Origin of the sequence: Rhodanobacter sp. C03, assembly GCF_002001175.1 — a bacterium.
Taxonomy (GTDB): Bacteria; Pseudomonadota; Gammaproteobacteria; order Xanthomonadales; family Rhodanobacteraceae; genus Rhodanobacter.
Genome location: NZ_MUNT01000001.1, coordinates 455,436 through 480,697 on the forward strand (window position 1 = coordinate 455,436; position 25,262 = coordinate 480,697).

The window sequence follows — 25,262 nt, forward strand, 5'->3', positions numbered from 1 at the left end:
CTTGCCGAAGGTTCAATTTCTTCCCGTTTTGCCGCATACTTCGCAGTCTTTCGGTGGCGACGAGCTTGTCGCATACCGTTCACAAGGGTCGTGCAGGCTACCTGCCTGTACTCCACACCATTCTGCGGGGACCCTTGTCGCTAACCCGCCTCTACTGCTGACCGGATGTCCGGTCATGGAGAGCCGCCGTGGTCAAACCGCTTCCCCGTCTGCGCCTGCAGGGTTTCAACAACCTGACCAAGGCCTTGAGCTTCAACATCTACGACATCTGCTACGCGGTGTCGGAAGACCAGCGTCGCAACTACATCGAGTACATCGATGACCAGTACGATGCCGACCGCCTGACCCAGATCCTCACCGACGTGGCCGAGATCATCGGCGCGAACATCCTCAACATCGCGCGCCAGGATTACGACCCACAGGGCGCCTCGGTGACGATGCTGATCTCCGAGGAGCCGGTACTGGAGAAGCTCGGTCGCGACACCATTTCCGGTGCCGTGGTCGCGCACATGGACAAGAGCCACATCACCGTCCATACCTATCCGGAAACGCATCCGCACAACGGCATTGCGACTTTCCGCGCGGACATCGACGTGGCCACCTGTGGCGTGATTTCGCCGCTGAAGGCCCTGAACTACCTGATCGACAGCTTCGAGTCGGATATCGTGGTGTGCGACTACCGCGTGCGCGGCTTCACCCGCGACGTGAAGGGCAAGAAGCACTTCATCGACCACAAGATCAACTCGGTGCAGGATTACCTGGCCAAGCACATCCGTCAGAAGTACGAGATGTTCGACGTCAACGTGTACCAGGAAAACATGTTCCACACGAAGATGCACATCAAGGACTTCGACCTGGATACGTACCTGTTCGACTCGCATGCCGACGACCTGTCGTTCAAGGAGCGCCAGCGCATCGAGCAGCTGCTGCGCCGCGAGATCGAGGAACTGTTCCACGGCCGCAACCTGATGTGACGAAAAAACCCGCCGAAGGCGGGTTTTTTTATAGGCTTTTCTGTAGGAGCGGCTTCAGCCGCGATGCTTTTCTCCATGTGCGATCAAAAGCATCGCGGTTGAAGCCCTCCTACATACAGGTATCCGTCCTAGATCCGATACGCCACCGTCTTCATCACCATCGAGCTGACATGCATCAGCTGCGGCAGCGGGAACGGCAGTTCGATGCCGCCTCGTTGCTGCGCGGCTTGTGCGTGCCGGATCTCGTCAGCTTGCATCTGGGTCAGCACGGCACGCGAGCGTCCATCCTGTGCAGGCAGCTGTTCCAGATGCTCGGCGAGGTGGGCTTCCACCTGGCGTTCGGTCTCGACCACGAAGCCGAGGCTGACCGGATCACCAGCCAGTGCAGCCACCGCGCCGATGGCATAGCTGCCGGCGTACCACAACGGGTTGAGCAAGCTGGGGTGGCTGTCCAGCTGCTGCAGGCGTTGCGTGCACCAGGCCAGGTGATCGGTTTCCTCGGCGGCGGCGTGCAGCAGGTGCTCGCGGTTGTCCGCATTGCGTGCCAGCGCGGCCTGACCGAAATACAGCGCCTGTGCGCAGACCTCGCCGGTATGGTTGATCCGCATCAGGCCGGCGGCATGGCGGCGTTCGGCATCGTCCAGCTCGGCTTCGCCGATGCCGATAGCTGGCGAGGCGCGTTGGGCCACCGGCGCGCCGGCGATCGCTTCCAGTGCGCGTTCGCAGCCGGCGAGCAGGCGATCGAGCGGGGTCAGTGTGCGGACGTTCATGGGCTTTCCTGCTGGAATGGGTACGTTCAACTTGCGTGTATCAATTGCTGGGCCAGCAATGTCAGTGGATGCCGGGTCGGCCAGTGCAGGCCCTGCGCATCGATCCCGGCGGCCAGATGCAGGCGACAGCCGATATTGGACGACAACAGCTGCTGCGGATCCAGCGTGGTGACTTGTCGCAGTGTCGCGTCGCGCAGTTCTGCGGCGCGTTCGGGGAATTCCAGCAGATGACTGCCAGCGGCCCCACAGCAGTACGGCGGTCGCGGCAACGGCATCACTTCCAGCTCCGGCACGCGGCGCAGCAGCTGCAACAAGGCGTTGTCGCTGCGCGCCACATTGATCTGCGTGCACGGCAGGTGCAGCGCGATCCGTTGCGCCAGCGGGTGGAAGGCCAATGCATTGACGTGCGTTGCCAGCAGTTCCACCGGGTCGACCACGGTCACGCCTGGTAGCGCGCGAAGCAGCGTGCCAAGGCAACCGGGCGTCACCGAAACCAGTTGCGTGGCACCGCTGGTGCCCCAGGCCTGGCGCACTCGTTGTGCGGCCTGTTCGGCGAGCTCCGCGGCGCCGCCGTGCAGGTCCATCGCGCCACAGCAGAACGCGGGCAGCAGGCTGACCTGAAAACCGGCGGCCTGCATCAGAGTGATCGCCGCCTGCTGCGCCTCGGCATCGTCGATGCTGGCCACACAGCCGGGAAACAGCGCCACGCGTGGCTGTCCATGGTTCTTGCCGCCGGCCCGGGCGCGTGCCGCCGGGGCCTCAGTGGGCATCAGCAGCAGGGCAGCACGCCAGGACGAGGTCGCCGGCCGCCGCCGTGCCAGCCAGCCCTTCCAGCGTGACAGCGCCAGCCAGCCACCGATCTGGCGCAGCGCGCGCATCAGGACCGGGCGCTTGATCAGGTTCAGTAATTGCCGAGGAGATTGCGGTGCAGGCCCCAGCAGGGCACGCGTTTCGATCAGCAGTTCGCCGTACTGCACGTTGGCCGGACATGCCTTTTCGCAGTTCAGGCAGCCCAGGCAGTGATCCAGATGTTCACGCAGTCCGGCGGTGGGGTCGGCCAGCCCGCGGGCCAGCGCCGCGGCAATCGCGATGCGCCCGCGCGGCGATTCCGCCTCGTTCCGGTCCAGCGCATAGGTGGGGCATACCGGCAGGCAAAGCCCGCATTGCACGCATTGGTCGGCCAGCTCGGCGATGCGGCCAGCAGGCGCGCGCATGGGGGACTTTTCAAGCGGCATGGTCATCATGCTATCATTGCCAGCTCACAGCCCGCCGGTCGGTGGGCTTGCGCCATGGATGACAGCTCCGCTATCATCTCGCGCCTTTGTTCCATCGATTACGCGTACCGCCTCACCGCGGCAGACTAGGTATTCTGAAATGAAAACGTTTAGCGCCAATGCAGACAACGTCAAGCGCGACTGGTTCGTGGTCGACGCCACGAACAAGACGCTCGGTCGCCTGTCGACCGAAATCGCTCGTCGTCTGCGCGGCAAGCACAAGCCGGAATACACCCCGCACTGCGACACCGGCGATTATATCGTGGTGATCAACGCGCAGAAGGTGGCCGTCACCGGTGCCAAGCTGGACGACAAGAAGTACCACCGCTTCACCGGTTACATCGGCAACCTGAAGACCACCAGTCTGAAGGACCTGCTGGCGACCTACCCGGAGCGCGTGATCGAGATCGCCGTCAAGGGCATGCTGCCGAAGAACCCGCTGGGCCGCGAGATGTACCGCAAGCTCAAGGTCTACGGCGGCGCCGAGCATCCGCATACCGCACAGCAGCCGCAGGCGCTGGAACTCTAAGGAACCATCATGACGATCCAGCAGAATTACGGCACCGGCCGCCGCAAGACCTCCGCCGCCCGCGTGTTCCTGCGCAAGGGCAAGGGCGCGATCGAAGTCAACGGCAAGTCGCTCGAGGCCTTTTTTGGTCGCGAGACCTCGTGCATGATCGTGCGCCAGCCGCTTGAGCTGACCCAGAGCACGGACAAGTTCGACATCACAGTGACGGTTGCCGGTGGCGGCATCACCGGCCAGGCCGGCGCGATCCGTCTGGGCATCGCCCGCGCGCTGATCGAGTACGACGAAACCCTGAAGTCGCCGCTGCGCAAGGCCGGTTTCGTGACCCGTGACGCCCGTGAAGTCGAGCGCAAGAAGGTCGGTCTGCACAAGGCACGTCGCGCCACGCAGTTCTCGAAGCGCTAAACTCAGCTTTATAGCCCCGTCGCCAAGCGGTAAGGCACCTGACTCTGACTCAGGCATCGGTGGTTCGAATCCATCCGGGGCTGCCACATCCCGATCCCGACACCATGCAGTGATGCATGGTGATACGGCAAAAAGCCCGCCTTCTGGCGGGCTTTTTCGTTTCCGCCGGTGGTATGCAACTGCAAGATGTTTCGCACTGAATCAGGGTCCGCTTCTCTTCGGTTCTGCTTCACGTCAGCGTAAAATTTCCGGTTTTGACGCGTCGGGCGGATCGATGACTGCTGCAAACGAGAACGAACCCGGTCATCCCGGTGTGCGCACCGAGGGCAGCACGGACGCACTGCCGCTGGCACCTTCGATGAGCGCTAGCTTGGACGCCGCACGCATGCCGCGCCGTTCGACTTTGGTGGACAAGCGTGTGTTGCGGATCACCGCGGTGTCGATCGTATTGGGCGCGCTGGCGGCCGTGATCGCGAAGTTGTTGACTGCGCTTATCGGATTGGTGACGAATCTGGCGTTCTACGGCCGCTGGTCCACCGCATTCTCGTCGCCGGCCGATGCGGTACCGCATCTGGGCTGGTGGGTGGTGGTCATTCCGGCGGTCGGTGGTGTGATCGTGGGCGTGATGGCGCGCTGGGGTTCGCGCGCGATCCGTGGCCATGGCATCCCCGAGGCGATGGAACAGGTGCTGCTCAACGAATCGAAGATTCCGCCGCGGATCACCTTCCTGAAACCGATCTCCTCGGCGATCGCGATCGGCACCGGCGGCCCGTTCGGCGCCGAGGGTCCGATCATCGCCACCGGCGGCGCGCTGGGCTCGTTCATCGGCCAAGTGGTGAAGGTCACCGGCAGCGAGCGCAAGGTGCTGCTGGCGGCCGGTGCGGCAGCCGGCATGGCGGCGGTGTTCTCCGCGCCGATCGCCGCGGTGGTGCTGGCAGTCGAGTTGCTGCTGTTCGAACTGCGCCCGCGCTCGCTGATCCCGGTGGCGCTGGCCTGCGTCGCCGCCACCGGCGTGCGCTACGCGCTGCAGGGCTCGGCACCAGTGTTCCAGATGCCGGTGCTGGCTGCGCCCGGCGGCATGGCGCTGTTCCTCTACGTGATCATCGGCGCGATCATCGGCGTGGTAAGCGTATGGACCACGCGGATCGTGTATGGCATCGAGGACCTGTTCGAGAAGCTGCCGATCCACTGGATGTGGTGGCCGGCGCTCGGCGGTCTGGTGGTGGGCCTGATCGGCTACTACGCGCCGCTGACGTTGGGCGTGGGCTATACCAATATCGAGAACATCATCAACGGCAAGCTGACGCTGGGGGCACTGGCGTTCCTGTGCGTGATGAAGTTCGTGTCGTGGTCGATTGCGCTGGGCAGCGGCACTTCCGGCGGCACGCTGGCACCGTTGTTCACCATCGGCGGCGCGCTGGGTGCCTTGATCGGCATCGGCATTGTCACGGTGGCGCCGCAGTTCGGGGTGGATCCACGCATCGCCGCGCTGGTCGGCATGGCGGCGATCTTTGCCGGCGCCTCGCGGGCGCTGCTCACGGCGGTGGTGTTCGCGTTCGAGACCACCGGCCAGCCGGCTGGCCTGCTGCCGCTGCTCGGCGGCTGCACGGCGGCCTACCTGATCTCGGCGCTGATGATGCGCAACACCATCATGACTGAGAAGATCGTCCGTCGTGGCGTGCGTGTGCCATCCGAATACGTGGCGGACTATCTCGACCAAGTCGGCGTGGGCGAAGCCTGCACGCGTGAGGTAGTGACCCTGCACACCACGCAGGCACTGGCCGAAGTGCGCCGCTGGCTGGCCGAAGGCATGCCGGAGACACAACACCAGGGTTATCCGGTGCTGGACGAAAACGGCCGCGTGCGCGGTGTGCTGACCCGCCGTACCCTGCTCGATCCGCAATGGCATTACACCTTGTCGCTGGGCGAGCTGCTTACGCGGCCGCCGATCGCGGTGAACGAAAGCCACTCGCTGCGCGAAGCCGCCGATCACATGGTGGCCGAGAGCGTGGGCCGCCTGATCGTGGTGAGCAAGGACGATCCGCACAAGCTGGTCGGCATCATCACTCGCGGCGATCTGCTCTCCGCGCATGGGCGTCGGCTGCGCGAGGCGCGCAAGTCTTCCCGCCATCTGCGCTTCCGTGACGGATTGAAACCACGTCCCACCGTGTAATGCATGCGAAACGAAAAATGGCCCGCATGGGCCGTTTTTCATCAAGGTTCTAGCATGCGTGGCCGGGTTACATCACCTGGTCGCCGATCAGCACCACATCGGCTGGACGGCGCGCGAACAGGCCCACGGTGACGATGCCGGGCAGCTGGTTGAGTTCGCCCTCCAGTGCGGCCGGGTCGGCGATCTGCCAGCCATGCACGTCGATGATCCAGTTGCCGTTGTCGGTGACCACACCGTCGCGCCATACCGGCTGACCGCCGCGTTTGACGATCTCGCGGCCGATCAAGCTGCGCGCCATCGGGATCACCTCGATCGGCACCGGGAACTTGCCGAGCAGGTCGACCCGTTTGCTGGAATCGATGATGCAGACGAACTTCTCGCTCGCGGCGGCGACGATCTTCTCGCGCGTCAGCGCGGCGCCGCCGCCCTTGATCAGGCGCTTGTACGGGTCACACTCGTCGGCACCATCGATGTAGATCGTCAGTGGGCCGGCGCTGTTGAGGTCGAGCACCGGAATTCCGAGGCGCTTCAGCTGCGCGGTGGACTGCTCCGAGCTGGAGACCGCACCCTGGATGCGATCCTTCAGATCGGCCAGCGCATCGATGAAGAACGCCACGGTGGAGCCGGTGCCGACGCCGACGATGGCGCCGTCCTCGACGTAGCGGATCGCGGCCTCACCGGCCTGGCGTTTTTCGTTCGGGTTGCTCATGAGGTCGGTTCCGGGAATAGAGTTGTCTGGACGGCGGATGGATACGGCGCGGAGCCGATTCGGGTCATTCGAGCGTGAGGATGTAGCGCCACTCGGTGGCAGCTACCGGCATCACCGATAGCCGGTTGCCTTTGCGTAGCAGCTGCATTTCATCCAGCACCTCGTAGCCCTTGAGTTCGTCCAGCGTGATCGTGCGCTTGAGTTTCTTCACGAATTTCACGTCGACCAGCATCCAGCGCGGTTCCTCGCGCTTGCTGGTGGGGTCGAAATACTTGCTCTTGGCATCGAACTGGCTGGGATCGGGGTAAGCGTCGGATGCGACCTCGGCGATGCCGGCGATGCCCGGCTCGGCGCAGTTGGAATGATAGAAAAACACCTTGTCACCGGGCCGCATGCCGTCGCGCATGAAGTTGCGCGCCTGGTAGTTGCGCACGCCGTCCCAGGCTTCGATGCGCTTGCGCTTGAGGTCGTCAATGGAGAACGCATCGGGCTCGGATTTCATCAGCCAGTGTCGGATGGGACGTTCAGTCATGCAGTCGGCTCCAGATGACAATCGATCAGCTCGCGATCAGTGGCGATGAAATCAAGCGCAACGTCCCAGGATTCCTTGCCTACGATTTCCAGTTCCTGGAAATCGTAGGCAATACCGACCAGCAGCGGCTCGGTCGGACGCACCTGTTCGTTGAGAAACGCGAAGCTGCGGTCGTAATAGCCGCCGCCGTGGCCAAGCCGGTTGCCGCGCCGGTCGAAGCCGAGCAAGGGCACCAGCACCAGGTCGAGCTGGAACGGCTCCAGCAGTTCGCGTGGCGCGACCGGCTCGGGGATGCCGTAGCGGTTCGGCTGCACGTCTTCGCCGGATTGCCACGGCGCGAAACGCAGGCGCTTCCCCTTGCCGATCACCGGTAGCAGGAACTGCTGGCCGCGCGTGGCCAGTGGCGGGATCACCAGGTTCAGCGGCAATTCGCCATGACTGGCCCAGTAACCGGCAACGCGGCTGTCGGTGAGGTATTCGGGCAGTTGTTCGAGACTGCGGCGCAGGCCTTGCGCGGCGGCGATGCGCTGGGGTGGCGTGAGGGCGCGGCGCTGGTCGGCCAGGCGCTGGCGAAGCTCGCGTCGTTGGGCGGTGGCGTCCACGTTTCGCGCATCTCCGTCGAAAGTGCGCCCCGTTCATCGCGAGACGAACGGGGCGGGGAATAAGTGGCGTCAACCGCGGTGCCGCTGCACACCAAACGACCTTGATCCAAGATGGATCAGGTGGGAGGGCTACATGGCCTCGAGGCTTTCCGCACGTGGCGGACATGCACAACAGCCGATGTGAAGCCGACCCGGGGCCGTATTTAGGAACAAGGCAAATGTAAGAGTGTGCTGGCGAACATCGCAGAAAACGCCGAGACCGATCTTAGGCGCTTGCCCGGCAATGCGCCACTGGCGCATGACAGTCCGGGTTCATCGAACGGCGCGACACGTCCTGCAATGTCCCAGGCGCCGCGGCATTCAACGCTTCAGCAGATCGCCGTCCAGCGCGGCATCCAACTTGCTGCGCAATGCGGCAAGGCCATCGCCGAGACGCTGTTCCTGGCCATCATGCTGCTTGCGCAGGGTCAGGAATTCGTGGGTGACGCTGATCGCGGTCAGTACGGCCAGCCGTTCGAAACTGGGCGCCTTGGCGTTCGCGCGCAGTTCGCGCATCTTGCGATCGAGGAAGCCGGCCGCTTCGAGCAGGCCATCGCGCTCTTCCGGCGCGCAGGCGATCAGGAATTCACGGTCGATCAGTCGCAGCGCGACCGGTTCACTGCTGGACATGGGTTCTATCAACCATTGCTTTCAAGCGATTTCAGCCGCTGGATCATCGCTTCGACGCGGCTGCGTGCCTGCTCGTTGCGTGCGAGCAGCCCCGCGCGCTCACCGGACAGCTGCTCCTGGCTCTGGCGCAGGCTGCGGTTTTCCTCGCTGAGCCGGCGCACGGTATCGAGCAGCCGGTCGAGCTGCTGGGCCAGCGCGGCCAGTTCTTGATGGACGTGATCAGGCGTACTCATAAACGAAACTATAACAGGACGCTGGCCGAAATCAGCCAGGCCGCCGGCAGGAGTGGGTGGCAGGCATGGTGGCTGCATTAAACTGGCGGCCATTACTTGCAGGAGCACCACCATGACGGCTAGCGGGCTTGTGGGCCACGACGACATCGACGCGCTGATCATGCGCCTGCGGCTGGGTACCGAGGCCAGCGAACTGCACGGTTCGCTGTGTGGCTACCTGGCTGGCGGCGGCTCTCTGCGCGGCACGTCCGTGCTGGCCGCGTTGCAACTGGATGGCGAGGCGACCGAGCCGACGGCGAACGACGCGGCGCTGCTGAAGCGGCTGGCGCAACAGTGCGAGAACGAACTGGCCGATCCCGAACTCGGTTTCGAACCGTTGCTGCCGGAAGACGACCGCCCGCTGCCCGAGCGCGCCGAGGCGATGGTCGATTGGTGTCGCGGTTTCCTCGGTGGCTTCGGTCTCGCCGGTACGCCCGCGCATGCGCAGCTGTCGGAGGAGGCGCAGGAGGTTCTGCGGGACTTCGGCAATATCGCCGGCTCGTCGTTCGATTTCGACAATGAAGACGAGGACGAAGACGCGCTGATCGAGGTGCAGGAATTCGTACGGGTCGGCGCGATGCTGCTGCACACCGAATGCACTGCGCACGACGGACCTGCCAGCGGCACCGTGCATTGATTCCCACCGCACCAGGGTTGGCTGCACTGGCGATCACGCCGGAAGAATTCGCACGACGCCGCCACCAGCTGATGCAGATGGCCGGTGAGGATGCCGTGCTGCTGGTCGCCGCGGCGACCGAGCGCATGCGCAATGCCGATGCAGCGTGGCCGTACCGGCAGGATTCCGACTTCCATTATCTCGGCGGTTTCCCCGAGCCCGATGCGGTGCTGGCGCTCTTGCCGGGCCGCCGGCACGGCGAGGTGGTGCTGTTCTGCCGCGAGCGCGATCCGGCACACGAACTCTGGCACGGCCAGACGATCGGCACCGAGCGCGCAGTGACCGAGTACGGCATGGACGATGCCTTCCCGATCGAGGACATCGACGACATCCTGCCCGGCATGATCGAGGGCCGCGGCCGCGTGTATTGCCATTTCGGACGCGAACCGGAATTCGATGCGCAGCTGCTGGGCTGGATGCGCAAGCTGCGCCAGTTGCGCGGCGGCGGCGTGGTGCCGAAGGAATTCGTTGCACTCGGTCATCTGCTGCACGACCTGCGGCTGTACAAGTCGCGCGCCGAACTGAAGCTGATGCGCGCGTCAGCCGCGATCGCGGTCGAGGCGCATCTGGCGGCACTGCAGGTGGCGCTGCCCGGCAACCGCGAATACGAGGTCGAGGCCGAACTGCTGCGGGTGATGCGCCGCCGCGGCGCGGTGCCGGCATTCGCACCGATCATCGCCGGCGGCGCGAATGCCTGCGCGATGCATTACCGGGCCGATCGCGCACCGCTCACCCATGGCGAACTGCTGTTGATCGATGCCGGTGCCGAGCTGGACTGCTATGCGTCCGACATCAGTCGCACGTTTCCGCTCAACGGCCGTTACAGCCGCGAGCAGCGCGCCCTGTATGACGTGGTACTGACCGCGCAGCTGGCGGCCATCGACGAGGTGCGGCCCGGCCGTCCGTTCAGTGCCGCGCATACGGCGGCGGTACGCGTACTCACCGAAGGCCTGTGCCAGCTCGGCCTGCTCAAGGGCAGTGCCGATGCGGCGATCGCCGAGGAAAGCTACAAACGATTCTTTCCAGCCAAGACCGGCCACTGGCTGGGACTGGATGTACACGACGTCGGCGACTATCGCATCGACGGTGAATCACGACTGCTCGAACCGGACATGGTGCTGACGGTGGAGCCGGGCCTGTACGTGGCGCCGGACGATCGTTCGGTGGCCGAACGCTGGCGCGGCATCGGCATCCGCATCGAGGACGACGTGGTAGTGACCCGCGACGGCAACGAAGTGCTTACCGCGGCGATGCCGAAGCAGGCGGATGAAATCGAGGCGTTGCTGGCCGCGCGCTAGCTCAGTTCGTCCGGCAACTCCGCATCATTGCGCTCGCGGTTTGCCGCGTCGGTGGCATGCACCTCGTACCACATCGCATTGAGGATGGCGAAGGCACACGCCAGTCCCAGTCCAAGTATCCATGCGAAATACCACATGTCAGCGAACCTCCAATCGTGCCAGCTGTTGTAGGAGCGGCTTCAGCCGCGATTCTCCAGCGATTAGGTGTTGCAGCGATTCAATACCCGCCGCCATGCGCCTTGCGCACCTGTTCCAGCGTGACCCGCCCGCGCATCACGCGGTACACCCAGCTGGTATAGATCATCACGATCGGCAGCAATACGGCGGTGACGATCAGCATCAGCTGCAAGGTGCCGTGGCTGGAGGAAGCGTCCCACACGGTGAGGCTGGAACGCGGATCGAGGCTGGACGGCAGCAGGAACGGAAACAGCGCGAAGCCGGCCGAGGCGATCGTGCTGCCCACCATCAGGCTGCTGGCGATGAAGCCGGCGACACTGCGCCGACCGATCAGCGCCTGCACGCCGACGGCCGAGACCAGCGCCAGCAGCGGCGCGCTCCAGAACCATGGATATTGCATGTAGCTGGCAAACCAGCTGCCGCCGACGGCGACCTGCTTGTACAGCGGGTTGGAAGCGCCATCGGTCACGACGGGCCCGGCGATCGCGTAGCCGGGAAGGCCGTAGGCCACCCACACACCGGCCAGCACATACAGCACCGCATAGAGCAGCGTCATCCAGCGCGCGATCCGCACCGCGCGTGCTGCGATCACGTGGTCGGCCTTCAGCCCGGCCCAGCAGGCACCGTGTGCCAGCAGCATGCTCAACGACACCAGCCCGCACAGCAGCGCAAATGGATGCAGCAGTTCGAAGAAGCCGCCATGCCAGCTCATACGCAGGTCGCCGTCGAACTGGAACGGCACACCGAGGAACAAGTTGCCGAACGCGACACCGGCGACCAGCATCACCACGAAGCCGGAGCCGGTGAGGATCCAGTCCCACAACGAAGCCCAGCGCGGGTCATGGATCTTGCCGCGGAAATTGAACCCGACCGGGCGCAGGATGAAGGCCAGCAGCACCAGTGCAATCGCCAGATACATTCCGGAGAACGACACCGCGTAGAGCATCGGCCACGCCGCGAACGTGGCGCCACCTGCGAGGATGAACCACACCTGGTTGCCTTCCCAGGTTGGTTCGATGCCTTCCAGCAGCACCAGTCGTTCCTCGTTGTCGCGGCCCAGCACCTTGAGCAGGCCGGCGACGCCGAAATCGAAGCCGTCCATGATCGCGAAGCCGATCAGCAGGGTGCCGAGCAGGGCCCACCAGATCACCCGCAGCGTGGCGTAGTCGAGCATGGTGATGTCCTCAGTGACCGGTCGCGGTGGATGGATCGATGGACGGCCAGATGCCCAAACCGTCCGGCCCCTTGCGGATGAACTTGCGCATCAGCATCACGTCGACAATCGCCAGCGCGGTGTAGAACAGCACGAAGCCACCCAGCGAGGTGAGTACCTGACCGGCACTGACCGACGACACGCCGAGTGCCGTCGGCAGTACGCCTTCGATCGCCCACGGCTGGCGCCCGTATTCGGCGACGATCCAGCCCAGCTCGATCGCGACCCAGGGCAGCGGCAGGCTCCACAGCGCGAGGCGTAGATACCAGCGCTGGCTGTCCAGCTGGCGCGTGCTGGCCTTCCAGAACGAGAACGCGAACAGCGCGATGAAATAGAAACCGCAGCCGACCATGATGCGGAACGCCCAGAACAGCACTGATACATTCGGGATGGTGCTATCGGCAGCCTGCTGGATATCCGCCGGCGTGGCTTGGCGCGGATCATCGACGTACTTCTTCAACAGCAGCGCGTAACCCAGATCCTGGTCGTGCGCAGCAAGGGTGGCCTTGGCCTGCGCATTGTCCTTGTCCTGACGCAGCATCAGCATCGCGTCGTAGGCCTGGATGCCGTTGCCGATGCGGCCCTTGGCGGCATCCACCAGTTCGGCGATGCCGGGCATCGTCTCGTCGATCGAGTGGGTGCCGATCAGGCCCATCACCCAGGGAATCTTCACCGCAAAGTGGGTGGTGCGCTGCTGCACGTCGGGTATGCCGAACAGGGTGAACGACGCCGGCGCGGGTTCGGTGTGCCACATCGCCTCGATCGACGCCATCTTCATCTTCTGGTTCAGCGACACGGTGTAGCCCGATGCATCACCCAGCACCACTACCGACAGCGCCGCCGCCAGCCCGAAACTTGCCGCCACCGTCATCGAGCGCTTGGCGAAATCGACGTTGCGTCCGCGCAGCAGATACCATGCGCTGATCGATAGCACGAACATCGCACCCATCACGTAGCCGGCGCTTACCGTGTGCACGAACTTGTCCTGCGCCACCGGATTGAAGAACACCTCGGAGAACGAGGTCACTTCCATCCGCATCGTCTGCGGATTGAATGCGGCACCGACCGGATGCTGCATCCACGCATTCGCGATCAGGATCCACAATGCCGACAGGCTGGTGCCCAGCGCGAGGAACCAGGTCACCAGCAGATGCTTGATCCGCGAGATGCGATCCCAGCCCATGAAGAACACACCGACCAGGGTGGCTTCGAGGAAGAACGCCATCATCCCCTCGATCGCCAGCGGTGCGCCGAACACGTCGCCGACGTAATGCGAGTAGTACGCCCAGTTCATGCCGAACTGGAACTCCATCGTCACGCCGGTGGCCACGCCCATCGCGAAGTTGATGCCGAACAGCACGCCCCAGAACTGCACCATGCGCTTCCACACCTCGCGCCCGGTCATCACGTAGACGCTCTCCATGATCGCGAGCATCCACACCAGGCCCAGTGTCAGCGGCACGAACAGGAAGTGGTACAGCGCGGTCAGCGCAAACTGCAGGCGTGACAAGGTGACGACATCGGTATCGATGATCATGGGTGACCTGCGGATGGAGTTTGCGAGGTGGGCGCCAATCGATGCGCAATCGCATCCGGACTGGCATCGGGTTTCGGTTGCGGCGCGAACGCCACCCACCAAATCAGCATCAGCACTGCGATCTTGAGGGCGATCACGCCGAACAACTCGAATGTCAGTCGACGCAGCGGGCGAGCTGGCAGAACGTGGCGATCCAGTTCGACAGACGATATGGACATGCGGCGATCCAGTGCATCACATATTCACCGAGAATACGCTTCGCCCGTGCAACTGTCGTGCGGAGTAATGCCGCAGCCTGCGGCAATCTGCGTATGTCCCATCGGGCTGACCAAGGTGGCTGGCAACACACGTCATGTTGCCGGTCATCAGCTCAAACACGAACAGGTGGCCGGATTACCGCGATGATGCTTGCAGGAGGACGTCCAGACGCAAAGTGACGCCACGGCCGGGCAACGCATCAAGCACCAGCACGCTGCCCAGGCGCGTGGCGCGGGCGCGCAGGCTGGCCAGCCCCGCGCCGCTGGGCCGACCGTCGTGTGCCACGCCTGGTTCGAAACCGTCGCCGTCGTCACGCACTTCGATGGACAGCTGCGTGTCAGCGCGGCCCACGGCGACGTCCACGCGGCTGGCGTGGCTGTGCTTGAGCACGTTGGTCAGCGCTTCCTGCAACAGGCGCAGCAGATCGAGGCTGCGTGCGGGGCCGAGATGCAGCCCGTCGAGGCCGTCCAGCCGCCAGCGGCTGTCGATGCCGGCCACGTCCAGACGCTGGCTCCACCGATGGCGCAGCGGCGCGAGCAGGCCGGCCAGGTCGGAGTCCTGCTCGTGAGTGGTGGTATCGATGACCAGGCGCAGGTCGTCACGCAGTTCCTTCAAGGTGCTGACCACGTGCGCAGGTTCCGGTGGTCGCTGCGGGTTTTCCAGCGCGGCGATGGCGCCGAGCAGGCTGCCGCCGAAGCCGTCGTGCAGGTCGCGCACCAGGTTCAGGCGTTCGCCGATGCGGGTGTTGTCCAGCGCCAGCGCGTGCTCGCGTGCCAACGTATCGCCGAGTTGCGTGGTGGCGATGTCGACCTTGTGCCTGAGTTCGACGTTGAAGCCTTCGGCCCGGCGCATCGCCGCGGAAAAACGCCAGGCCACAGCGAACGCCATGCCGACCAGAGTCAGCGGCGAGGTCAGCGCACCAATATAGTTGTTGCCGTGGATCAGCTCCAGGTACAGCGCGAGGTCGTGGAACGAGAGCAGGATCGGCAGCAACATGGAAATGCCGAGCACGCGCACTTCGATCCGGCGGCTGCGTGCGGCATGCCACAGGAAGGTGGCGATCGTCGCGTAGTAGAACAGGATGGTGGGCAGCACCCATACGTTGCGCCACGGGCCCATGCGGTGCGGGTCGAGCAGGGCGAACGCGAAGGCGGCGAGGCTGGCGAGCCCCATGGCGGCTTCGGTGCGCGGCCAGCGGCGTTCGCAGAAGCGCAGCAGGAACACGGTGAAGCTGCATGTCGACGTCACGAGCAAGGCGACCACGAAGGCCTGCCACGCATCGGTGCTGGCGAACGGCCAGGTGCTTGCGGTGACGTAGTTCCAGGCATAACCGGCGCCGAACAAGGTGCTCAGTGCGTACCAGCCGTAGACGGTGTCCCGGCGCCGCAACAGCCAGAGCATGCCGAACAGCACGCCGAGCACGGCGCTGATGGCGAAGTTGAACAGGCGCACGTCGTAGCGCCAGCGCATGCCGCTGCGATACAACGCCTGTACCGCGGAGTTGCTGCCGATCTGTACCTTGCCGAGGCCGGGCTGGTAGGCCGCGAGGCCGGAAACGCGCACCAGCAACGTGTTATCGCCGATGTGCAGCAACGGCTTGTCGATCAGGAAAAACTGCGGCGCGACCCAGCTGCGTGACAACGGCTCGACCAGCTGCGGGTCGCGATAGACCACGCTGCCGTTGACGTAGACCGCATCGGCCATGCAGACGTAATCGAGCAGCAGGCCTATCGGTGCATCCGTGCTGGCCTGGTTCCAGTGCACCCGATACCAGACCACGCCATCGTGATGTGGCCAACGGGTGTTCCAGTAATCCATCAACTTGATCGGCACCCAGCCGGTCGCGGGTGGCATGCTGGAATCCCACCCCGCCTGCACGGCTTCGGCGCGATCGAGCGTCACGACGGTGGACGCCACCGATTGCGCCTGCAGCGTGCTGATCGTGCATGCCGCCAGCAGCCATGCGAGGCACAGCCACGCGAGCCGCGAATAGTTCAATACAGCAGACCCAGGGCCTTCGCCTCGAATACCGCCGCGGTGCGCGAGCGCACCGCCAGCTTGCGATAGATGCTCTTGGTGTAACCCTCGATGGTGAAGCGCGACAGCGTGATCAGCTCGGCGATCTCACGGTTGCTGTAGCCGCGCGCGACCAGTCGCAGGATTTCCGACTCGCGCTCGGACAGGGCGTGCTCCGAACGCTCGGCCACTTCCGCTACGCGTGCGCCGGTGGTCACCGGCTCGGCAGAAAGCTGCAGCAAGGCAAGAATGCCGCGGGCGATGTTCGGGTCGATCGGCGCACCACCGCGCCGGATGCTCTGCAAGGCCAGGCTCAACTCGACGTCGTCGCGTTCCTTCAGCAGGTAACCGATCGCGCCGGCGCGCAGAGCGGCCAGCACGGTATCTTCGTGTCCCCATGCGGAGATCACCACCGAGGTCACCTGCGGGCGATGGATGTGCAGCCACGCGATCAGTTCGATGCCATTGCCGTCGGGTAGGCCGATATCGATCAGCGCCACGCCGCTCGCATCTTCGTCCAGCAGGGCCTTGGCGCTGGCGATGCTGTTGGCAGTGGTGATTTGTGCGTCCGAACCGGTCAGACCCACCACGAGTTGCAGCAGTCGTTGCCGCATCGCCGGATGGTCCTCCACGATCAGGGTCGGACTCAGATCAATGCCGTTCTCTGCTGATTCCATTCGTTGCGCCAGCCCCCGCTGTCCCGACACCTGACTGGAGGTCGGTCGACGCCCAGCCGGGACAGTATACGGCGCTGGCGCTCATCGGGATTTCACGATACGGAGGTTTCCCGCTGCAGGTCAGCCGTGCTGTGCGAAGGCATCACGGGTGAGGTTTTCCGGAGCACCGTCGGTGCACACCACGTCGTCCTCGATGCGGATGCCGCCGTACTGGCGGAAGCTGTCCACCCTGGCCCAGTCGATGTCGCTGGCGAACGGTTTGTCGCGCAATTCGGCCAGCAGCATGTCGATGAAGTACAGGCCCGGTTCGATGGTCACCACCATGCCTGCTTCCAGCACACGGGTCATGCGTAGATAGGGGTGCCCGACCGGGCGCGCGATGCTGCCGCCGTGCTCGTTCTGCTGGAAGCCGGCGACGTCGTGCACTTGCAGGCCGATCGGATGGCCCAGACCGTGCGGGAAGAACGCGCTGCTCACGCCGGATTCGACGGCGCTCTCCGCACTCATGCGGATAAAACCGTGTTCGCGCAGTACGCCGGCCAGCACGTGATGGGCATGGATATGCAGTTCCGGATAGCTCTGTCCTGCGCGCACTTTCGCGACGAAGCCCTGCTGCGCGGCATCGACGCTGTCGATCAATGCCTGGAACTCGGCCGCCTGCGGCGACGCGTACGTGCGCGTGATGTCGCTGGCGTAACCGGCAGCGTTGGCGCCGGCGTCGATCAGGAACGAGCGGCTGTGCACCGGCGGTACGCGATCGAAATTCGTGTAGTGCAGGACCGCACCATGCTCGTTCAGACCGACGATGCTGGAATACGGCAGTTCGGCATCGGTCTGCCGCGCAGCGGCGAGGTAGGTCAGGTGGATGCCGAACTCGCTGCGGCCGGAACGGAAGGCGGCCTCGGCGGCGCGGTGTGCGCGCGCGCCGATGCGGCTGGCTTCGCGCATCAGGGCGAGTTCGTATGGCGTCTTGTAGCTGCGATGCCAGTGCAGGTAGTCGAGCACGGCCTGCGGATTGTTCGCCTCGACGCCCTCGGTGGCGGGGCAATCGGCGGCGATCACCGCGCGCTGGCCCGCGGGCAGTTGTGCCACCGCTTCGGCGGCGTTGCGCACGATCACGATGTCGAAATGTTCCACCCAGTAGCCGTGCGGCGCCTGAGGCACCACGTGCCAGTAGTCGCGCGGTTGCAGGAAGATCAGCCGCGGCTTGTTGCCCGACGTGTAGACGATCCAGCTGCCCGGCGCGTCGGTCAGCGGCAGCCAATGCTTGAAGTGCGGGCTGACCACGAACGGATAGTCCTGGTCATCCAGAAATTTGCGCAGCGGCGTGCCGGCGGTGATCACGAGGTGATCGAAATCGCCGAGCGCAAGCGCCCGGTCAGCGCGTTCGCGCAGGGTGGCCAGATGCTGCGGATAGAGCGAGGCGAGTTGATCGTGCATGGGGATTCCTGCAGGCAAGCTACGCCGTCCGCGGCAGGGACACTCGCGTGCCGGACTCAAGCTGCCCGCGATGGCGTGGGATGGTATGACGTGGGATAGGGAAGGGAGGGCGCCCATGATCGCGCGCCATCGTCGTCACTTCCAGCGGGTCAGGCCGATGAGCGTCAGGCTTGTGCCAGCCAGCCGTCGAGCCGGGCGGCATCGGCGTCCGTGATCGCCACGATCCGGTAGCCGGCCCAGATCTGTCCGGAACTGGCGGCGGGCTCATGCCATTGTTCCTGGATACCGACCTCGATCGGCTGCGACTGGGTCAGCAGTCGCCCCGATCCCGGCATCGGGATGCTGACCTGATAGAGCGCTTCGCTGCGTGGTGCCTGCGCGCTGATCAGCAACATGCCGGTGCTGGAAAGATTGCCCAGATGCCCGATCGGCAGGCCGCTGATCACGTCGGTCACGATGGCCGTGAACGTGGCGCGCTTGCGCTCGGCGCGACGCTGGTTGCTGGCATGGTCGTGCGGGCTCATCGGCGGTCGGACTCCTGCGGAACGGAATGGCGTGGGCCGGCGCCCTGACGCAGAGTGCCGGTCAGGCTGCGCCAGGCGCGATCGAGCATGCTTTCGCGTTGCTCCACCACTTCGCATACGCGGCCGGCGGCAATTTCATGGGCCAGCTGGGTGATGCTCATTTCCTCGCCGCGCTGGCCGCGCCGGCTGACCAGCAGGCAGCGGCCGGACATCGGCGAATACCAGGCCAGTTTGCGTCGTGCGATATGCCCGTTGCTCGGGTCGATGAATTCGAACCAGCTGCCGAACGGCAGCTGGCGCAGATGCTGCTCGATGCGCCGCTCACGCGGGCTTGGCTCCGGCGCCTGTGGTGCCGCCGGACGGGCCGCAACGACTGGCTCGGGCTGGGTGGATTGCTTGGCGGGTTGAACGGTATGGGCCGGAGTGACCGGCTGGGTGGACTGCTGCTCGCCAAGGCGGTGATGCTGTTTCAGACGCAACGCGAGATCGGTGGCACTGGGCAGTTCGACGGCGGGATCGGCCTTGTCCGTGCCGAGCAGGCGCTGCGCCACCTGCTCGGCTTCTTCGGTGTGCATGCCGATCTGCTGCAGGCCGCTTTCCACGTCCTGCTTCAATTGCGCCAGGTCGGTCACCGGCAAGCGGCCAAGCAACTGGTCGGTGATCGCAAGTTGTGCCTCGAACGCCTCGCTGTCCTCGCCGTGACGCAGTAGGGTGAGTGCCAGCACGTCCGACCAGGCCCGCTCCAGCAGGGCGCGCAACAGGCCACGTGGTGGCGATAGCGCAAAACGCTCGGCCATCAGTTCGCCGGCACGGTGGCGCGCCTGATCCAGCCGCTCGCGACCTTGTGCGGCTTCCACATGGCGGCGTTCGGCGGCCTGCGCCTTGCGGGTGAGCAGGGCCAGATGATGTTCGATATCGGCCAGCAGACTGGTATACAGCCCGGCACTTGGTGCTTCCTTGTTGGCGCGTGCGACCAGTTGTTCGAGCTTGGTCGCCAGCGGGCGGTTGCTCTCGTCGTCGCTGCCATCGAGCCAGTCGTTGGCCGCCCCGGTCACGGTATCCAGCAGCTTGCGCGCCGGATGCTCGGGCTTCTCGAAAAACTCCTGATCGGCCACCGCCATGCGCAACACCGGCAGTTGCAGGTCGCCGAGCAGGGCGCGCGCATTGCCACCGTGCTGCAGTTGCTGGCCGAGCTGCTCGAACAGCATCGCGACCAGTTCCACGGTGTCGCCCTGCACGCCACTCAGCTGGGTGGGCGGTGCGCCGCTGGGGTTGTCGATATTGAGCTGGATCAGCAATTCCTCGCGCAGTCGCTGCGCGCTGCGCAGTTCGCGGCTGGCCTGATCGGTGACCTGGGCCAGATGCTGTTGCAGCGCGCCCAGCGCAGTCTGCAGTTCATCGGTACTGGCGGCGCGGCCAGCCGGCTGGCCGCTCGCCATGCCCTGTTCGGAGCGGCGCTGCGCCAGCAGGTCGCGCAGCGATTCGAGTACTTCGATGGGGGCACCGCTTGCGCTGGCATGATGCGCTGGTTCGGCAGCCGGCGCAGCAACAGGTTCGGCAGCAGCTTCCGTGGGCGAGGCACCGTGGGGGCGTTTGCTGATCTGGCGCGGGATCGGAATGCTGCTGCGCAATTGCGACAGGATGCCTTCTGCCTGCAGGTGTGCGTTGATGGTGGTGTACAGCGGTGCCAGAGCCTGGATCAGCCACAGGTCGAAGTTCTGCAGCAGCAGCAGCTCATGTGCCAGCGGCAAGTCCAGCGCGATGCTGGCCTGGTGGCATGCCCGCGCCAGGGCATGCGGCCCCAGCGGCAGTGCCTCACCCTCCAGCGGCGGTGCGCCGATCAGCACGGCCATGCGGTAACTCAGTTCGTGCAGCACGCTGCTGTGGCGCACTTCGCCACGCGCACCGAGCTGCTCCACCGTCATCGTCAATTCCTGCTCGGCGGGATCGAGCAGTTCCAGCGAATGCCAGGGTTTTGCGTCGGTTTGCGCCGACGCCGCCTTGGCAGCATCGGAATCGAGATCATTGAAGGCTGTGCCGAGCAGTTCCATGAAGCGCTGTTCGAACTGGGCCTGGTCCTGCAGCACGCGCTGCCGGCTGGCGAAGAAATCCTGCTGTTCGTTGTGCCCGCGCGCACGCTCAGCCTTCGCGAACAACTGCAACTCGAATTCGCCCAGGGATCGCCGCAACGGCGCATGCAACCCTTCCACACATAAGGTGTGGCTGGCCTCGAGCAATTGTTGCGCGCGTGCAGGCCAGCGACCGTCTTTGAGGCGACCTGGTTGATGGGACGCAAGTACGCGACGCCGATCCTGCCCGACATCCATGAATGAAACCTGTCTATTCCCCTGGTGGGGGCTAGTTTATGCTGGTTCCTGCGGGTATGCCATCGCTCCCGGAAGGGTGGTTTCAGTCCAGAAAACTGGCGATCACGTCGTTGAGAAAACGCTGGCCCAGCGTGGTGGTGCGCAGGCGTTGCGGATCGTCGTGCAGCCAGCCGCGCTGGCAGTCTGCGGTCAGGACTGCGGCGATGCGTTCCGCTGGCAGGCCGGTGCGCTCGGCAAAGTCCGCCATCGGCACGCCGTCGATCAGGCGCAGCGCATTCAGCATGTACTCGAATGGCAGCTCGGCCGGGCTGACCACGCTGTCGCCACCGATGCGCGTCGCGCCACCGGCCGCCTCCAGGTAGGCGCGCGGATGGCGGGTTTTCCAGCGCCGGTGCACCTGGCCGGTGCCGGTATCGCTCAGCTTGCCGTGCGCGCCGGCACCGATGCCGAGGTAGTCGCCGAAGCGCCAGTAATTGAGGTTGTGCGTGCAGCGCCGGTCGGGCAGGGCATACGCGGAGATTTCGTACTGGCCGTAGCCGGCGTCGGCGAGGTGGGCTTCGCAGGCTTCCTGCATCGCCCAGGCGTGATCGTCGTCGGGCAGCGGTGGCGGATTGGCGGCGAACGCGGTGTTTGGTTCCAGCGTCAGCTGGTAGTGCGAGATATGCGTGGGCTGCAGGGCGACGGCACGGGCCACGTCGGTCAGTGCGCCAGCCAGGGTTTGCTGCGGCAGGGCGTACATCAGGTCGAGGTTGATGTTGGCGTAGCCGGCGTCCTGCGCCGACTTCACCGCGGCCTCGGCTTCGTCAGACGAATGAATGCGGCCGAGTCGCCTCAACTTGTCGTCGTCGAAGCTCTGCACGCCGAACGAGATGCGGTTGACCCCGGCTGCCAGATAACCGTCGAAGCGGCCGTGTTCGACCGTGCCGGGATTGGTTTCCAGGGTGATTTCGGCGTTGTCGACCAGCGGCAGGCGTTCGCGCACGCCATCAAGCAGGCGGTCGATCAGTTCGGGTGAAAAGAGGCTCGGTGTGCCGCCGCCGAAAAAGATGCTGATGACGGGTCGACCTTCGAGCGCCGCAGCAAAGTCAGCGCGATCGGCATCCAGGTCGGCCAGCAGATGGTTGATGTAGTCAGCGTATGGCGGCGGTTCACTGCGCAGGCCATGCGAATTGAAATCGCAGTACGGGCATTTCTTCACGCACCACGGCATGTGGATATACAACGCCAGCGGCGGTGCGATCAGGCTCATGCGTGGCGCAGTTCGCTCAACCGCTCGTGCAGCAGCACGAGTGCCTGGCCGCGATGGCTGAGCTGGTTCTTCAGTGCGTCATCCATCTCGGCGACGCTCTGGTTGTAGCCGGTGGGCAGGAACACCGGGTTGTAGCCGAAACCACCTGTGCCGCGACCTTCGGTGAGGATGCGACCGTGCCAGCGTGCTTCGGCAACCAACGGGGACGGATCGTCGGCATGCTGCAGCAGCACCAGCACACAGATGAAGAACGCGCTGCGTTGCTTTGTCGGCACGCCATCGAGTTCGCGCAGCAGCTTGGCGTTGTTCGCGGCGGCATCGCCGTGGCTGCCGCTGTAGCGCGCGGAGTACAGCCCCGGCGCGCCGTGCAGATGGTCCACGCACAAGCCCGAGTCGTCCGCCAGCGCCGGCAGGCCACTGGCCTGAGCGGCGTGGCGCGCCTTGAGCAACGCGTTCTCGATGAAGGTCAGGCCGGTTTCCTCGGCATCCTCGATGCCCAGGCTGCCCTGCGGGATGACTTCGAGGCCGCTGTCGGCAAGCAGTGCGCCGAACTCCTTCAGCTTGCCCGGATTGCTGCTGGCCAAGACGATGCGCGACATCGTACTCAGCCCTGCGCCAGCGCCGCACGCTGTGCGACCACCAATTCACCGATGCCTTTCTCGGCCAGCGCCAGCAGGGCGTCCATCTCGTCGCGACGGAACGCATGGCCTTCGGCGGTGCCCTGCACCTCGATGAAACCGCCGCCATCGTTCATGACGACATTCATGTCGGTGTCGCAACCGGAGTCCTCGACGTAATCCAGGTCGAGCACCGGCAGGCCCTGATAGATGCCGACCGACACCGCGGCGACCGCGCCGACGATCGGGTTGCGCTTGAGGTTCTCGCGCTTCATCAGCAGGTTCACTGCATCGACCAAGGCTACATAGGCGCCGGTGATCGCCGCGGTGCGGGTGCCCCCATCGGCCTGCAGCACGTCGCAGTCAAGGGTGATCACGCGTTCGCCCAGCGCCTGGCGGTTGACGCAGGCACGCAGGCTGCGGCCGATCAACCGCTGGATCTCCATCGTGCGACCGCCCTGACCGCCGCGCGCGGCTTCGCGCTGCATGCGGGTGTTGGTGGCGCGCGGCAGCATGCCGTATTCGGCGGTGACCCAGCCCTCGCCCTTGCCACGCAGCCATGCCGGCGCGCGATCCTCGATGCTGGCGGTGCACAGCACGCGGGTGTCGCCGAAGCTCACCAGTACGGAGCCCTCGGCGTGGCGGGTGTAATGGCGTTCGATGCTGACGCTGCGCAGCTGGTCGCTGGCGCGACCACTGGGGCGGGTGACGGAATTCATGGGGTGGTTCCTGACGTCGCTTGGCCGGATTGGGCAAGGCGGGACGGGAGAGTTTACCATTGCACCCTTTCCCCACGTCCGGACAGCACCAGATGATCCGCAGCATGACGGCTTACGCCAGTGCCGAAACCACCGGTCCCGCCGGCACGCTCAGCTGCGAGCTGCGCACGGTCAACCACCGTTATCTGGAACTCAGTCCGCGGTTGCCGGACGATCTGCGCAGTTTCGAGTCGCAGTTGCGCGAACGGATCGCGGCGAAGCTGTCGCGCGGCAAGCTGGACGTTACGGTGCGCCGCGCCAGCGATTCGCGTAGCGAATCGCTGCAGATCAACAACGCGCTTTTGTCTCGCTTGTCGGAACTGAATCTGGATATGGTCGCGCGCTTTCCCGGCATGCAGGTGCAATTCACCGAATTGCTGCGCTTTCCCGGCGTGATGCAGCAGGCCGAAATGGATCCGGAAGCGCAGCAGGCTGCCCTGTTCGATGTGCTCGATCGCGCGCTGGATGCGCTGACCGCCACCCGTGAACGCGAAGGCGAGAAGCTGGGCGAGATCCTGCGCGACAAGCTGGACAGCATCGAACGCGTAGTCGCCGACGTACGTGGCTGGATGCCGGAAATCCGTGCCGCGTTGCGCGCCCGGCTGGAAACACGGCTGGCCGATCTCAAGCAACCGGTGGAGCCGGGCCGGCTGGAGCAGGAGTTGGTACTGCAGATCACCCGCACCGATGTCGATGAGGAACTGGATCGCCTCGCCACGCATATCGGCGAAACGCGCCGCGTACTCGGCCTGAAGGAACCGGTCGGCCGCCGGCTGGATTTCCTGATGCAGGAATTCAACCGCGAAGCGAACACGTTGGGCTCCAAGTCGGTCGATGCGCGCAGCACCAATGCCGCGGTCGAGCTGAAGGTGTTGATCGAGCAGATGCGCGAACAGGTGCAGAACATCGAATGAACGCGCCGCTCGAAGGCACGCTGTTCGTGGTTGCCGCCCCCTCGGGTGCCGGCAAGTCCACCCTGGTCAATGCGCTGCTCGAGCGCGAGAGTGCGATCTCGCTGTCGGTGTCGCATACCACGCGGCCGCCGCGTAGCGGCGAGTTGTACGGTCGGCATTACTACTTCGTCGAGCGCGGCGAGTTCGAACGCGAGATCGCCGAAGGCATCTTCCTCGAACATGCCGAAGTGCACGGCAACCTTTACGGCACCTCGCGCACGTCGGTGCAGGATCTCCTGGCGCAGGGGCGCGACGTTCTGCTGGAGATCGACTGGCAAGGTGCCGAACAGATCCGCCGTAGCAAGCCCGATTGCGTCAGCGTGTTCATCCTGCCACCGTCGCGGGCGGAACTTGAACGCCGGTTGCGCGGTCGAGGTTCGGACAGCGCCGAGGTGATCGAGCGGCGCCTGCGCAATTCGCGTGGCGAGATCGCCCATGCGCATGAATTCGACTACATCCTGGTCAACGACGTGTTCGAAAATGCGCTGGCCGACCTGCAGGCGATCGTGCGGGCGGTGCGCCTGCGCAGCGCCCTGCAGTGGCGGCGGCACGAGACGCTGATCGCCGAACTGCTGGCCGCCGAGGCCTGAGCGATGGCTAAGCGGCCCGGCGCGGCCTGCATGGCCTTCGCCCGGC

General features: G+C 64.9%; 27 protein-coding genes, 1 tRNA gene and 1 other RNA gene. 9 read left to right on the top strand and 20 right to left on the bottom strand.

The window, feature by feature from the left end:
• Window positions 1-188: 188 nt before the first annotated feature.
• Window positions 189-974, top strand: coding sequence for an adenosylmethionine decarboxylase (gene speD / locus B0E48_RS01865; RefSeq protein WP_077515732.1), 786 nt, complete (start codon window positions 189-191; stop codon window positions 972-974).
• A gap of 128 nt (window positions 975-1,102) precedes the next feature.
• On the opposite strand, the gene coq7 is transcribed toward speD, so the two are convergent.
• Window positions 1,103-1,744: a 2-polyprenyl-3-methyl-6-methoxy-1,4-benzoquinone monooxygenase gene (gene coq7, locus B0E48_RS01870; RefSeq protein ID WP_077515733.1), complete on the bottom strand. Its 642-nt coding sequence runs from the start codon at window positions 1,742-1,744 to the stop codon at window positions 1,103-1,105.
• 26 nt (window positions 1,745-1,770) lie between these two features.
• Window positions 1,771-2,958 (bottom strand): (Fe-S)-binding protein, encoded by a 1,188-nt coding sequence (locus B0E48_RS01875; RefSeq protein WP_254423817.1) that lies wholly within the window; start codon window positions 2,956-2,958, stop codon window positions 1,771-1,773.
• Window positions 2,959-3,118: 160 nt separating this feature from the next.
• Between B0E48_RS01875 and rplM the strand changes: the two genes are divergently transcribed.
• The 4 genes from rplM to B0E48_RS01895 all read left to right on the top strand — a co-directional run bounded on the left by rplM (window position 3,119) and on the right by B0E48_RS01895 (window position 6,122).
• Window positions 3,119-3,547, top strand: a complete 429-nt coding sequence (gene rplM / locus B0E48_RS01880) for a 50S ribosomal protein L13 (protein WP_077440973.1) — start codon at window positions 3,119-3,121, stop codon at window positions 3,545-3,547.
• 9 nt (window positions 3,548-3,556) lie between these two features.
• The gene (gene rpsI / locus B0E48_RS01885; protein ID WP_077515735.1) at window positions 3,557-3,949 is read left to right on the top strand and encodes a 30S ribosomal protein S9; all 393 of its coding nucleotides are present in this window, start codon (window positions 3,557-3,559) and stop codon (window positions 3,947-3,949) included.
• Between the two features lie 12 nt (window positions 3,950-3,961).
• Window positions 3,962-4,035 (top strand) — tRNA-Gln (locus tag B0E48_RS01890).
• 188 nt (window positions 4,036-4,223) lie between these two features.
• Complete coding sequence (locus tag B0E48_RS01895; RefSeq protein WP_077515736.1) at window positions 4,224-6,122, top strand: chloride channel protein; 1,899 nt, start codon at window positions 4,224-4,226, stop codon at window positions 6,120-6,122.
• Between the two features lie 67 nt (window positions 6,123-6,189).
• On the opposite strand, the gene rpiA is transcribed toward B0E48_RS01895, so the two are convergent.
• From rpiA to B0E48_RS01925, 6 genes are all read right to left on the bottom strand, one after another.
• Window positions 6,190-6,831: a ribose-5-phosphate isomerase RpiA gene (gene rpiA / locus B0E48_RS01900; protein ID WP_077515737.1), complete on the bottom strand. Its 642-nt coding sequence runs from the start codon at window positions 6,829-6,831 to the stop codon at window positions 6,190-6,192.
• A 64-nt stretch (window positions 6,832-6,895) separates the two neighbouring features.
• A complete protein-coding gene (locus B0E48_RS01905) occupies window positions 6,896-7,363 on the bottom strand; it encodes an EVE domain-containing protein (RefSeq protein WP_174566703.1) in 468 nt (155 codons plus the stop codon).
• Window positions 7,360-7,965 (bottom strand): 5-formyltetrahydrofolate cyclo-ligase, encoded by a 606-nt coding sequence (locus B0E48_RS01910; protein WP_077515738.1) that lies wholly within the window; start codon window positions 7,963-7,965, stop codon window positions 7,360-7,362. Before B0E48_RS01910 ends, B0E48_RS01905 begins: the two co-directional genes overlap by 4 nt.
• A gap of 66 nt (window positions 7,966-8,031) precedes the next feature.
• A non-coding RNA gene (gene ssrS, locus B0E48_RS01915) (6S RNA) lies at window positions 8,032-8,218 on the bottom strand.
• 107 nt (window positions 8,219-8,325) lie between these two features.
• Window positions 8,326-8,634: a cell division protein ZapA gene (gene zapA / locus B0E48_RS01920; protein ID WP_077515739.1), complete on the bottom strand. Its 309-nt coding sequence runs from the start codon at window positions 8,632-8,634 to the stop codon at window positions 8,326-8,328.
• 8 nt (window positions 8,635-8,642) lie between these two features.
• Window positions 8,643-8,867: a TIGR02449 family protein gene (locus B0E48_RS01925; protein WP_077443316.1), complete on the bottom strand. Its 225-nt coding sequence runs from the start codon at window positions 8,865-8,867 to the stop codon at window positions 8,643-8,645.
• Between the two features lie 112 nt (window positions 8,868-8,979).
• On the opposite strand from B0E48_RS01925, the gene B0E48_RS01930 reads away from it, so the two are divergent.
• Window positions 8,980-9,543 carry a UPF0149 family protein gene (locus B0E48_RS01930; RefSeq protein WP_077515740.1) on the top strand — a complete coding sequence of 188 codons (564 nt, stop codon included), beginning with the start codon at window positions 8,980-8,982 and terminating at the stop codon, window positions 9,541-9,543.
• The gene (locus B0E48_RS01935; protein ID WP_077515741.1) at window positions 9,540-10,880 is read left to right on the top strand and encodes an aminopeptidase P N-terminal domain-containing protein; all 1,341 of its coding nucleotides are present in this window, start codon (window positions 9,540-9,542) and stop codon (window positions 10,878-10,880) included. Before B0E48_RS01930 ends, B0E48_RS01935 begins: the two co-directional genes overlap by 4 nt.
• Here B0E48_RS01935 and cydX read toward each other — a convergent pair.
• From cydX to rph, 12 genes are all read right to left on the bottom strand, one after another.
• Window positions 10,877-11,017 (bottom strand): cytochrome bd-I oxidase subunit CydX, encoded by a 141-nt coding sequence (gene cydX, locus B0E48_RS01940; RefSeq protein WP_077515742.1) that lies wholly within the window; start codon window positions 11,015-11,017, stop codon window positions 10,877-10,879. The genes B0E48_RS01935 and cydX overlap by 4 nt on opposite strands.
• An 80-nt stretch (window positions 11,018-11,097) precedes the next feature.
• Window positions 11,098-12,231 (bottom strand): cytochrome d ubiquinol oxidase subunit II, encoded by a 1,134-nt coding sequence (cydB, locus tag B0E48_RS01945; RefSeq protein WP_077515743.1) that lies wholly within the window; start codon window positions 12,229-12,231, stop codon window positions 11,098-11,100.
• Window positions 12,232-12,241: 10 nt separating this feature from the next.
• Window positions 12,242-13,807 (bottom strand): cytochrome ubiquinol oxidase subunit I, encoded by a 1,566-nt coding sequence (locus tag B0E48_RS01950; RefSeq protein ID WP_077515744.1) that lies wholly within the window; start codon window positions 13,805-13,807, stop codon window positions 12,242-12,244.
• Window positions 13,804-14,025, bottom strand: a complete 222-nt coding sequence (gene cydP / locus B0E48_RS01955) for a cytochrome oxidase putative small subunit CydP (RefSeq protein ID WP_077515745.1) — start codon at window positions 14,023-14,025, stop codon at window positions 13,804-13,806. Before cydP ends, B0E48_RS01950 begins: the two co-directional genes overlap by 4 nt.
• 175 nt (window positions 14,026-14,200) lie before the next feature.
• On the bottom strand, window positions 14,201-16,063 hold the full coding sequence (locus B0E48_RS01960; protein WP_077515746.1) for an ATP-binding protein: 1,863 nt from the start codon (window positions 16,061-16,063) through the stop codon (window positions 14,201-14,203).
• Entirely contained in the window at window positions 16,060-16,758 is a 699-nt protein-coding gene (locus B0E48_RS01965) for a response regulator transcription factor (protein WP_077515747.1), read from the bottom strand. The genes B0E48_RS01960 and B0E48_RS01965 overlap by 4 nt, the downstream gene beginning before the upstream one ends.
• A gap of 120 nt (window positions 16,759-16,878) precedes the next feature.
• On the bottom strand, window positions 16,879-18,198 hold the full coding sequence (gene pepQ, locus B0E48_RS01970) for a Xaa-Pro dipeptidase (protein ID WP_077515748.1): 1,320 nt from the start codon (window positions 18,196-18,198) through the stop codon (window positions 16,879-16,881).
• 164 nt (window positions 18,199-18,362) lie between these two features.
• Window positions 18,363-18,722 carry a PilZ domain-containing protein gene (locus tag B0E48_RS01975; protein WP_077515749.1) on the bottom strand — a complete coding sequence of 120 codons (360 nt, stop codon included), beginning with the start codon at window positions 18,720-18,722 and terminating at the stop codon, window positions 18,363-18,365.
• The gene (locus B0E48_RS01980; RefSeq protein WP_077515750.1) at window positions 18,719-21,049 is read right to left on the bottom strand and encodes a DUF1631 family protein; all 2,331 of its coding nucleotides are present in this window, start codon (window positions 21,047-21,049) and stop codon (window positions 18,719-18,721) included. Before B0E48_RS01980 ends, B0E48_RS01975 begins: the two co-directional genes overlap by 4 nt.
• Before the next feature lie 82 nt (window positions 21,050-21,131).
• On the bottom strand, window positions 21,132-22,298 hold the full coding sequence (gene hemW, locus B0E48_RS01985; protein ID WP_077515751.1) for a radical SAM family heme chaperone HemW: 1,167 nt from the start codon (window positions 22,296-22,298) through the stop codon (window positions 21,132-21,134).
• Window positions 22,295-22,897: an RdgB/HAM1 family non-canonical purine NTP pyrophosphatase gene (gene rdgB / locus B0E48_RS01990; RefSeq protein ID WP_077515752.1), complete on the bottom strand. Its 603-nt coding sequence runs from the start codon at window positions 22,895-22,897 to the stop codon at window positions 22,295-22,297. Before rdgB ends, hemW begins: the two co-directional genes overlap by 4 nt.
• 5 nt (window positions 22,898-22,902) lie before the next feature.
• Window positions 22,903-23,634 carry a ribonuclease PH gene (gene rph / locus B0E48_RS01995; protein ID WP_077515753.1) on the bottom strand — a complete coding sequence of 244 codons (732 nt, stop codon included), beginning with the start codon at window positions 23,632-23,634 and terminating at the stop codon, window positions 22,903-22,905.
• 92 nt (window positions 23,635-23,726) lie between these two features.
• Here rph and B0E48_RS02000 point away from each other — a divergent pair, with 92 nt between their 5' ends.
• Entirely contained in the window at window positions 23,727-24,587 is an 861-nt protein-coding gene (locus tag B0E48_RS02000; protein WP_077515754.1) for a YicC/YloC family endoribonuclease, read from the top strand.
• Window positions 24,584-25,216, top strand: coding sequence for a guanylate kinase (gene gmk / locus B0E48_RS02005; RefSeq protein WP_077515755.1), 633 nt, complete (start codon window positions 24,584-24,586; stop codon window positions 25,214-25,216). Before B0E48_RS02000 ends, gmk begins: the two co-directional genes overlap by 4 nt.
• The last annotated feature ends 46 nt before the right edge of the window (window positions 25,217-25,262 follow it).

What these genes read in the sequence shown, in the direction of transcription:
- B0E48_RS01965 (WP_077515747.1), bottom strand. Translation starts at nt 16,758, where the DNA reads ATGGAATCAGCAGAGAACGGCATTGATCTGAGTCCGACCCTGATCGTG.
- rdgB (WP_077515752.1), bottom strand. Translation starts at nt 22,897, where the DNA reads ATGTCGCGCATCGTCTTGGCCAGCAGCAATCCGGGCAAGCTGAAGGAG.
- B0E48_RS01895 (WP_077515736.1), top strand. Translation starts at nt 4,224, where the DNA reads ATGACTGCTGCAAACGAGAACGAACCCGGTCATCCCGGTGTGCGCACC.
- hemW (WP_077515751.1), bottom strand. Translation starts at nt 22,298, where the DNA reads ATGAGCCTGATCGCACCGCCGCTGGCGTTGTATATCCACATGCCGTGG.
- cydP (WP_077515745.1), bottom strand. Translation starts at nt 14,025, where the DNA reads ATGTCCATATCGTCTGTCGAACTGGATCGCCACGTTCTGCCAGCTCGC.
- rph (WP_077515753.1), bottom strand. Translation starts at nt 23,634, where the DNA reads ATGAATTCCGTCACCCGCCCCAGTGGTCGCGCCAGCGACCAGCTGCGC.
- cydX (WP_077515742.1), bottom strand. Translation starts at nt 11,017, where the DNA reads ATGTGGTATTTCGCATGGATACTTGGACTGGGACTGGCGTGTGCCTTC.
- gmk (WP_077515755.1), top strand. Translation starts at nt 24,584, where the DNA reads ATGAACGCGCCGCTCGAAGGCACGCTGTTCGTGGTTGCCGCCCCCTCG.
- B0E48_RS01875 (WP_254423817.1), bottom strand. Translation starts at nt 2,958, where the DNA reads ATGCGCGCGCCTGCTGGCCGCATCGCCGAGCTGGCCGACCAATGCGTG.
- B0E48_RS02000 (WP_077515754.1), top strand. Translation starts at nt 23,727, where the DNA reads ATGATCCGCAGCATGACGGCTTACGCCAGTGCCGAAACCACCGGTCCC.
- rplM (WP_077440973.1), top strand. Translation starts at nt 3,119, where the DNA reads ATGAAAACGTTTAGCGCCAATGCAGACAACGTCAAGCGCGACTGGTTC.
- rpsI (WP_077515735.1), top strand. Translation starts at nt 3,557, where the DNA reads ATGACGATCCAGCAGAATTACGGCACCGGCCGCCGCAAGACCTCCGCC.
- B0E48_RS01905 (WP_174566703.1), bottom strand. Translation starts at nt 7,363, where the DNA reads ATGACTGAACGTCCCATCCGACACTGGCTGATGAAATCCGAGCCCGAT.
- B0E48_RS01925 (WP_077443316.1), bottom strand. Translation starts at nt 8,867, where the DNA reads ATGAGTACGCCTGATCACGTCCATCAAGAACTGGCCGCGCTGGCCCAG.
- B0E48_RS01950 (WP_077515744.1), bottom strand. Translation starts at nt 13,807, where the DNA reads ATGATCATCGATACCGATGTCGTCACCTTGTCACGCCTGCAGTTTGCG.
- pepQ (WP_077515748.1), bottom strand. Translation starts at nt 18,198, where the DNA reads ATGCACGATCAACTCGCCTCGCTCTATCCGCAGCATCTGGCCACCCTG.
- cydB (WP_077515743.1), bottom strand. Translation starts at nt 12,231, where the DNA reads ATGCTCGACTACGCCACGCTGCGGGTGATCTGGTGGGCCCTGCTCGGC.
- zapA (WP_077515739.1), bottom strand. Translation starts at nt 8,634, where the DNA reads ATGTCCAGCAGTGAACCGGTCGCGCTGCGACTGATCGACCGTGAATTC.
- coq7 (WP_077515733.1), bottom strand. Translation starts at nt 1,744, where the DNA reads ATGAACGTCCGCACACTGACCCCGCTCGATCGCCTGCTCGCCGGCTGC.
- B0E48_RS01975 (WP_077515749.1), bottom strand. Translation starts at nt 18,722, where the DNA reads ATGAGCCCGCACGACCATGCCAGCAACCAGCGTCGCGCCGAGCGCAAG.
- B0E48_RS01980 (WP_077515750.1), bottom strand. Translation starts at nt 21,049, where the DNA reads ATGGATGTCGGGCAGGATCGGCGTCGCGTACTTGCGTCCCATCAACCA.
- B0E48_RS01930 (WP_077515740.1), top strand. Translation starts at nt 8,980, where the DNA reads ATGACGGCTAGCGGGCTTGTGGGCCACGACGACATCGACGCGCTGATC.
- rpiA (WP_077515737.1), bottom strand. Translation starts at nt 6,831, where the DNA reads ATGAGCAACCCGAACGAAAAACGCCAGGCCGGTGAGGCCGCGATCCGC.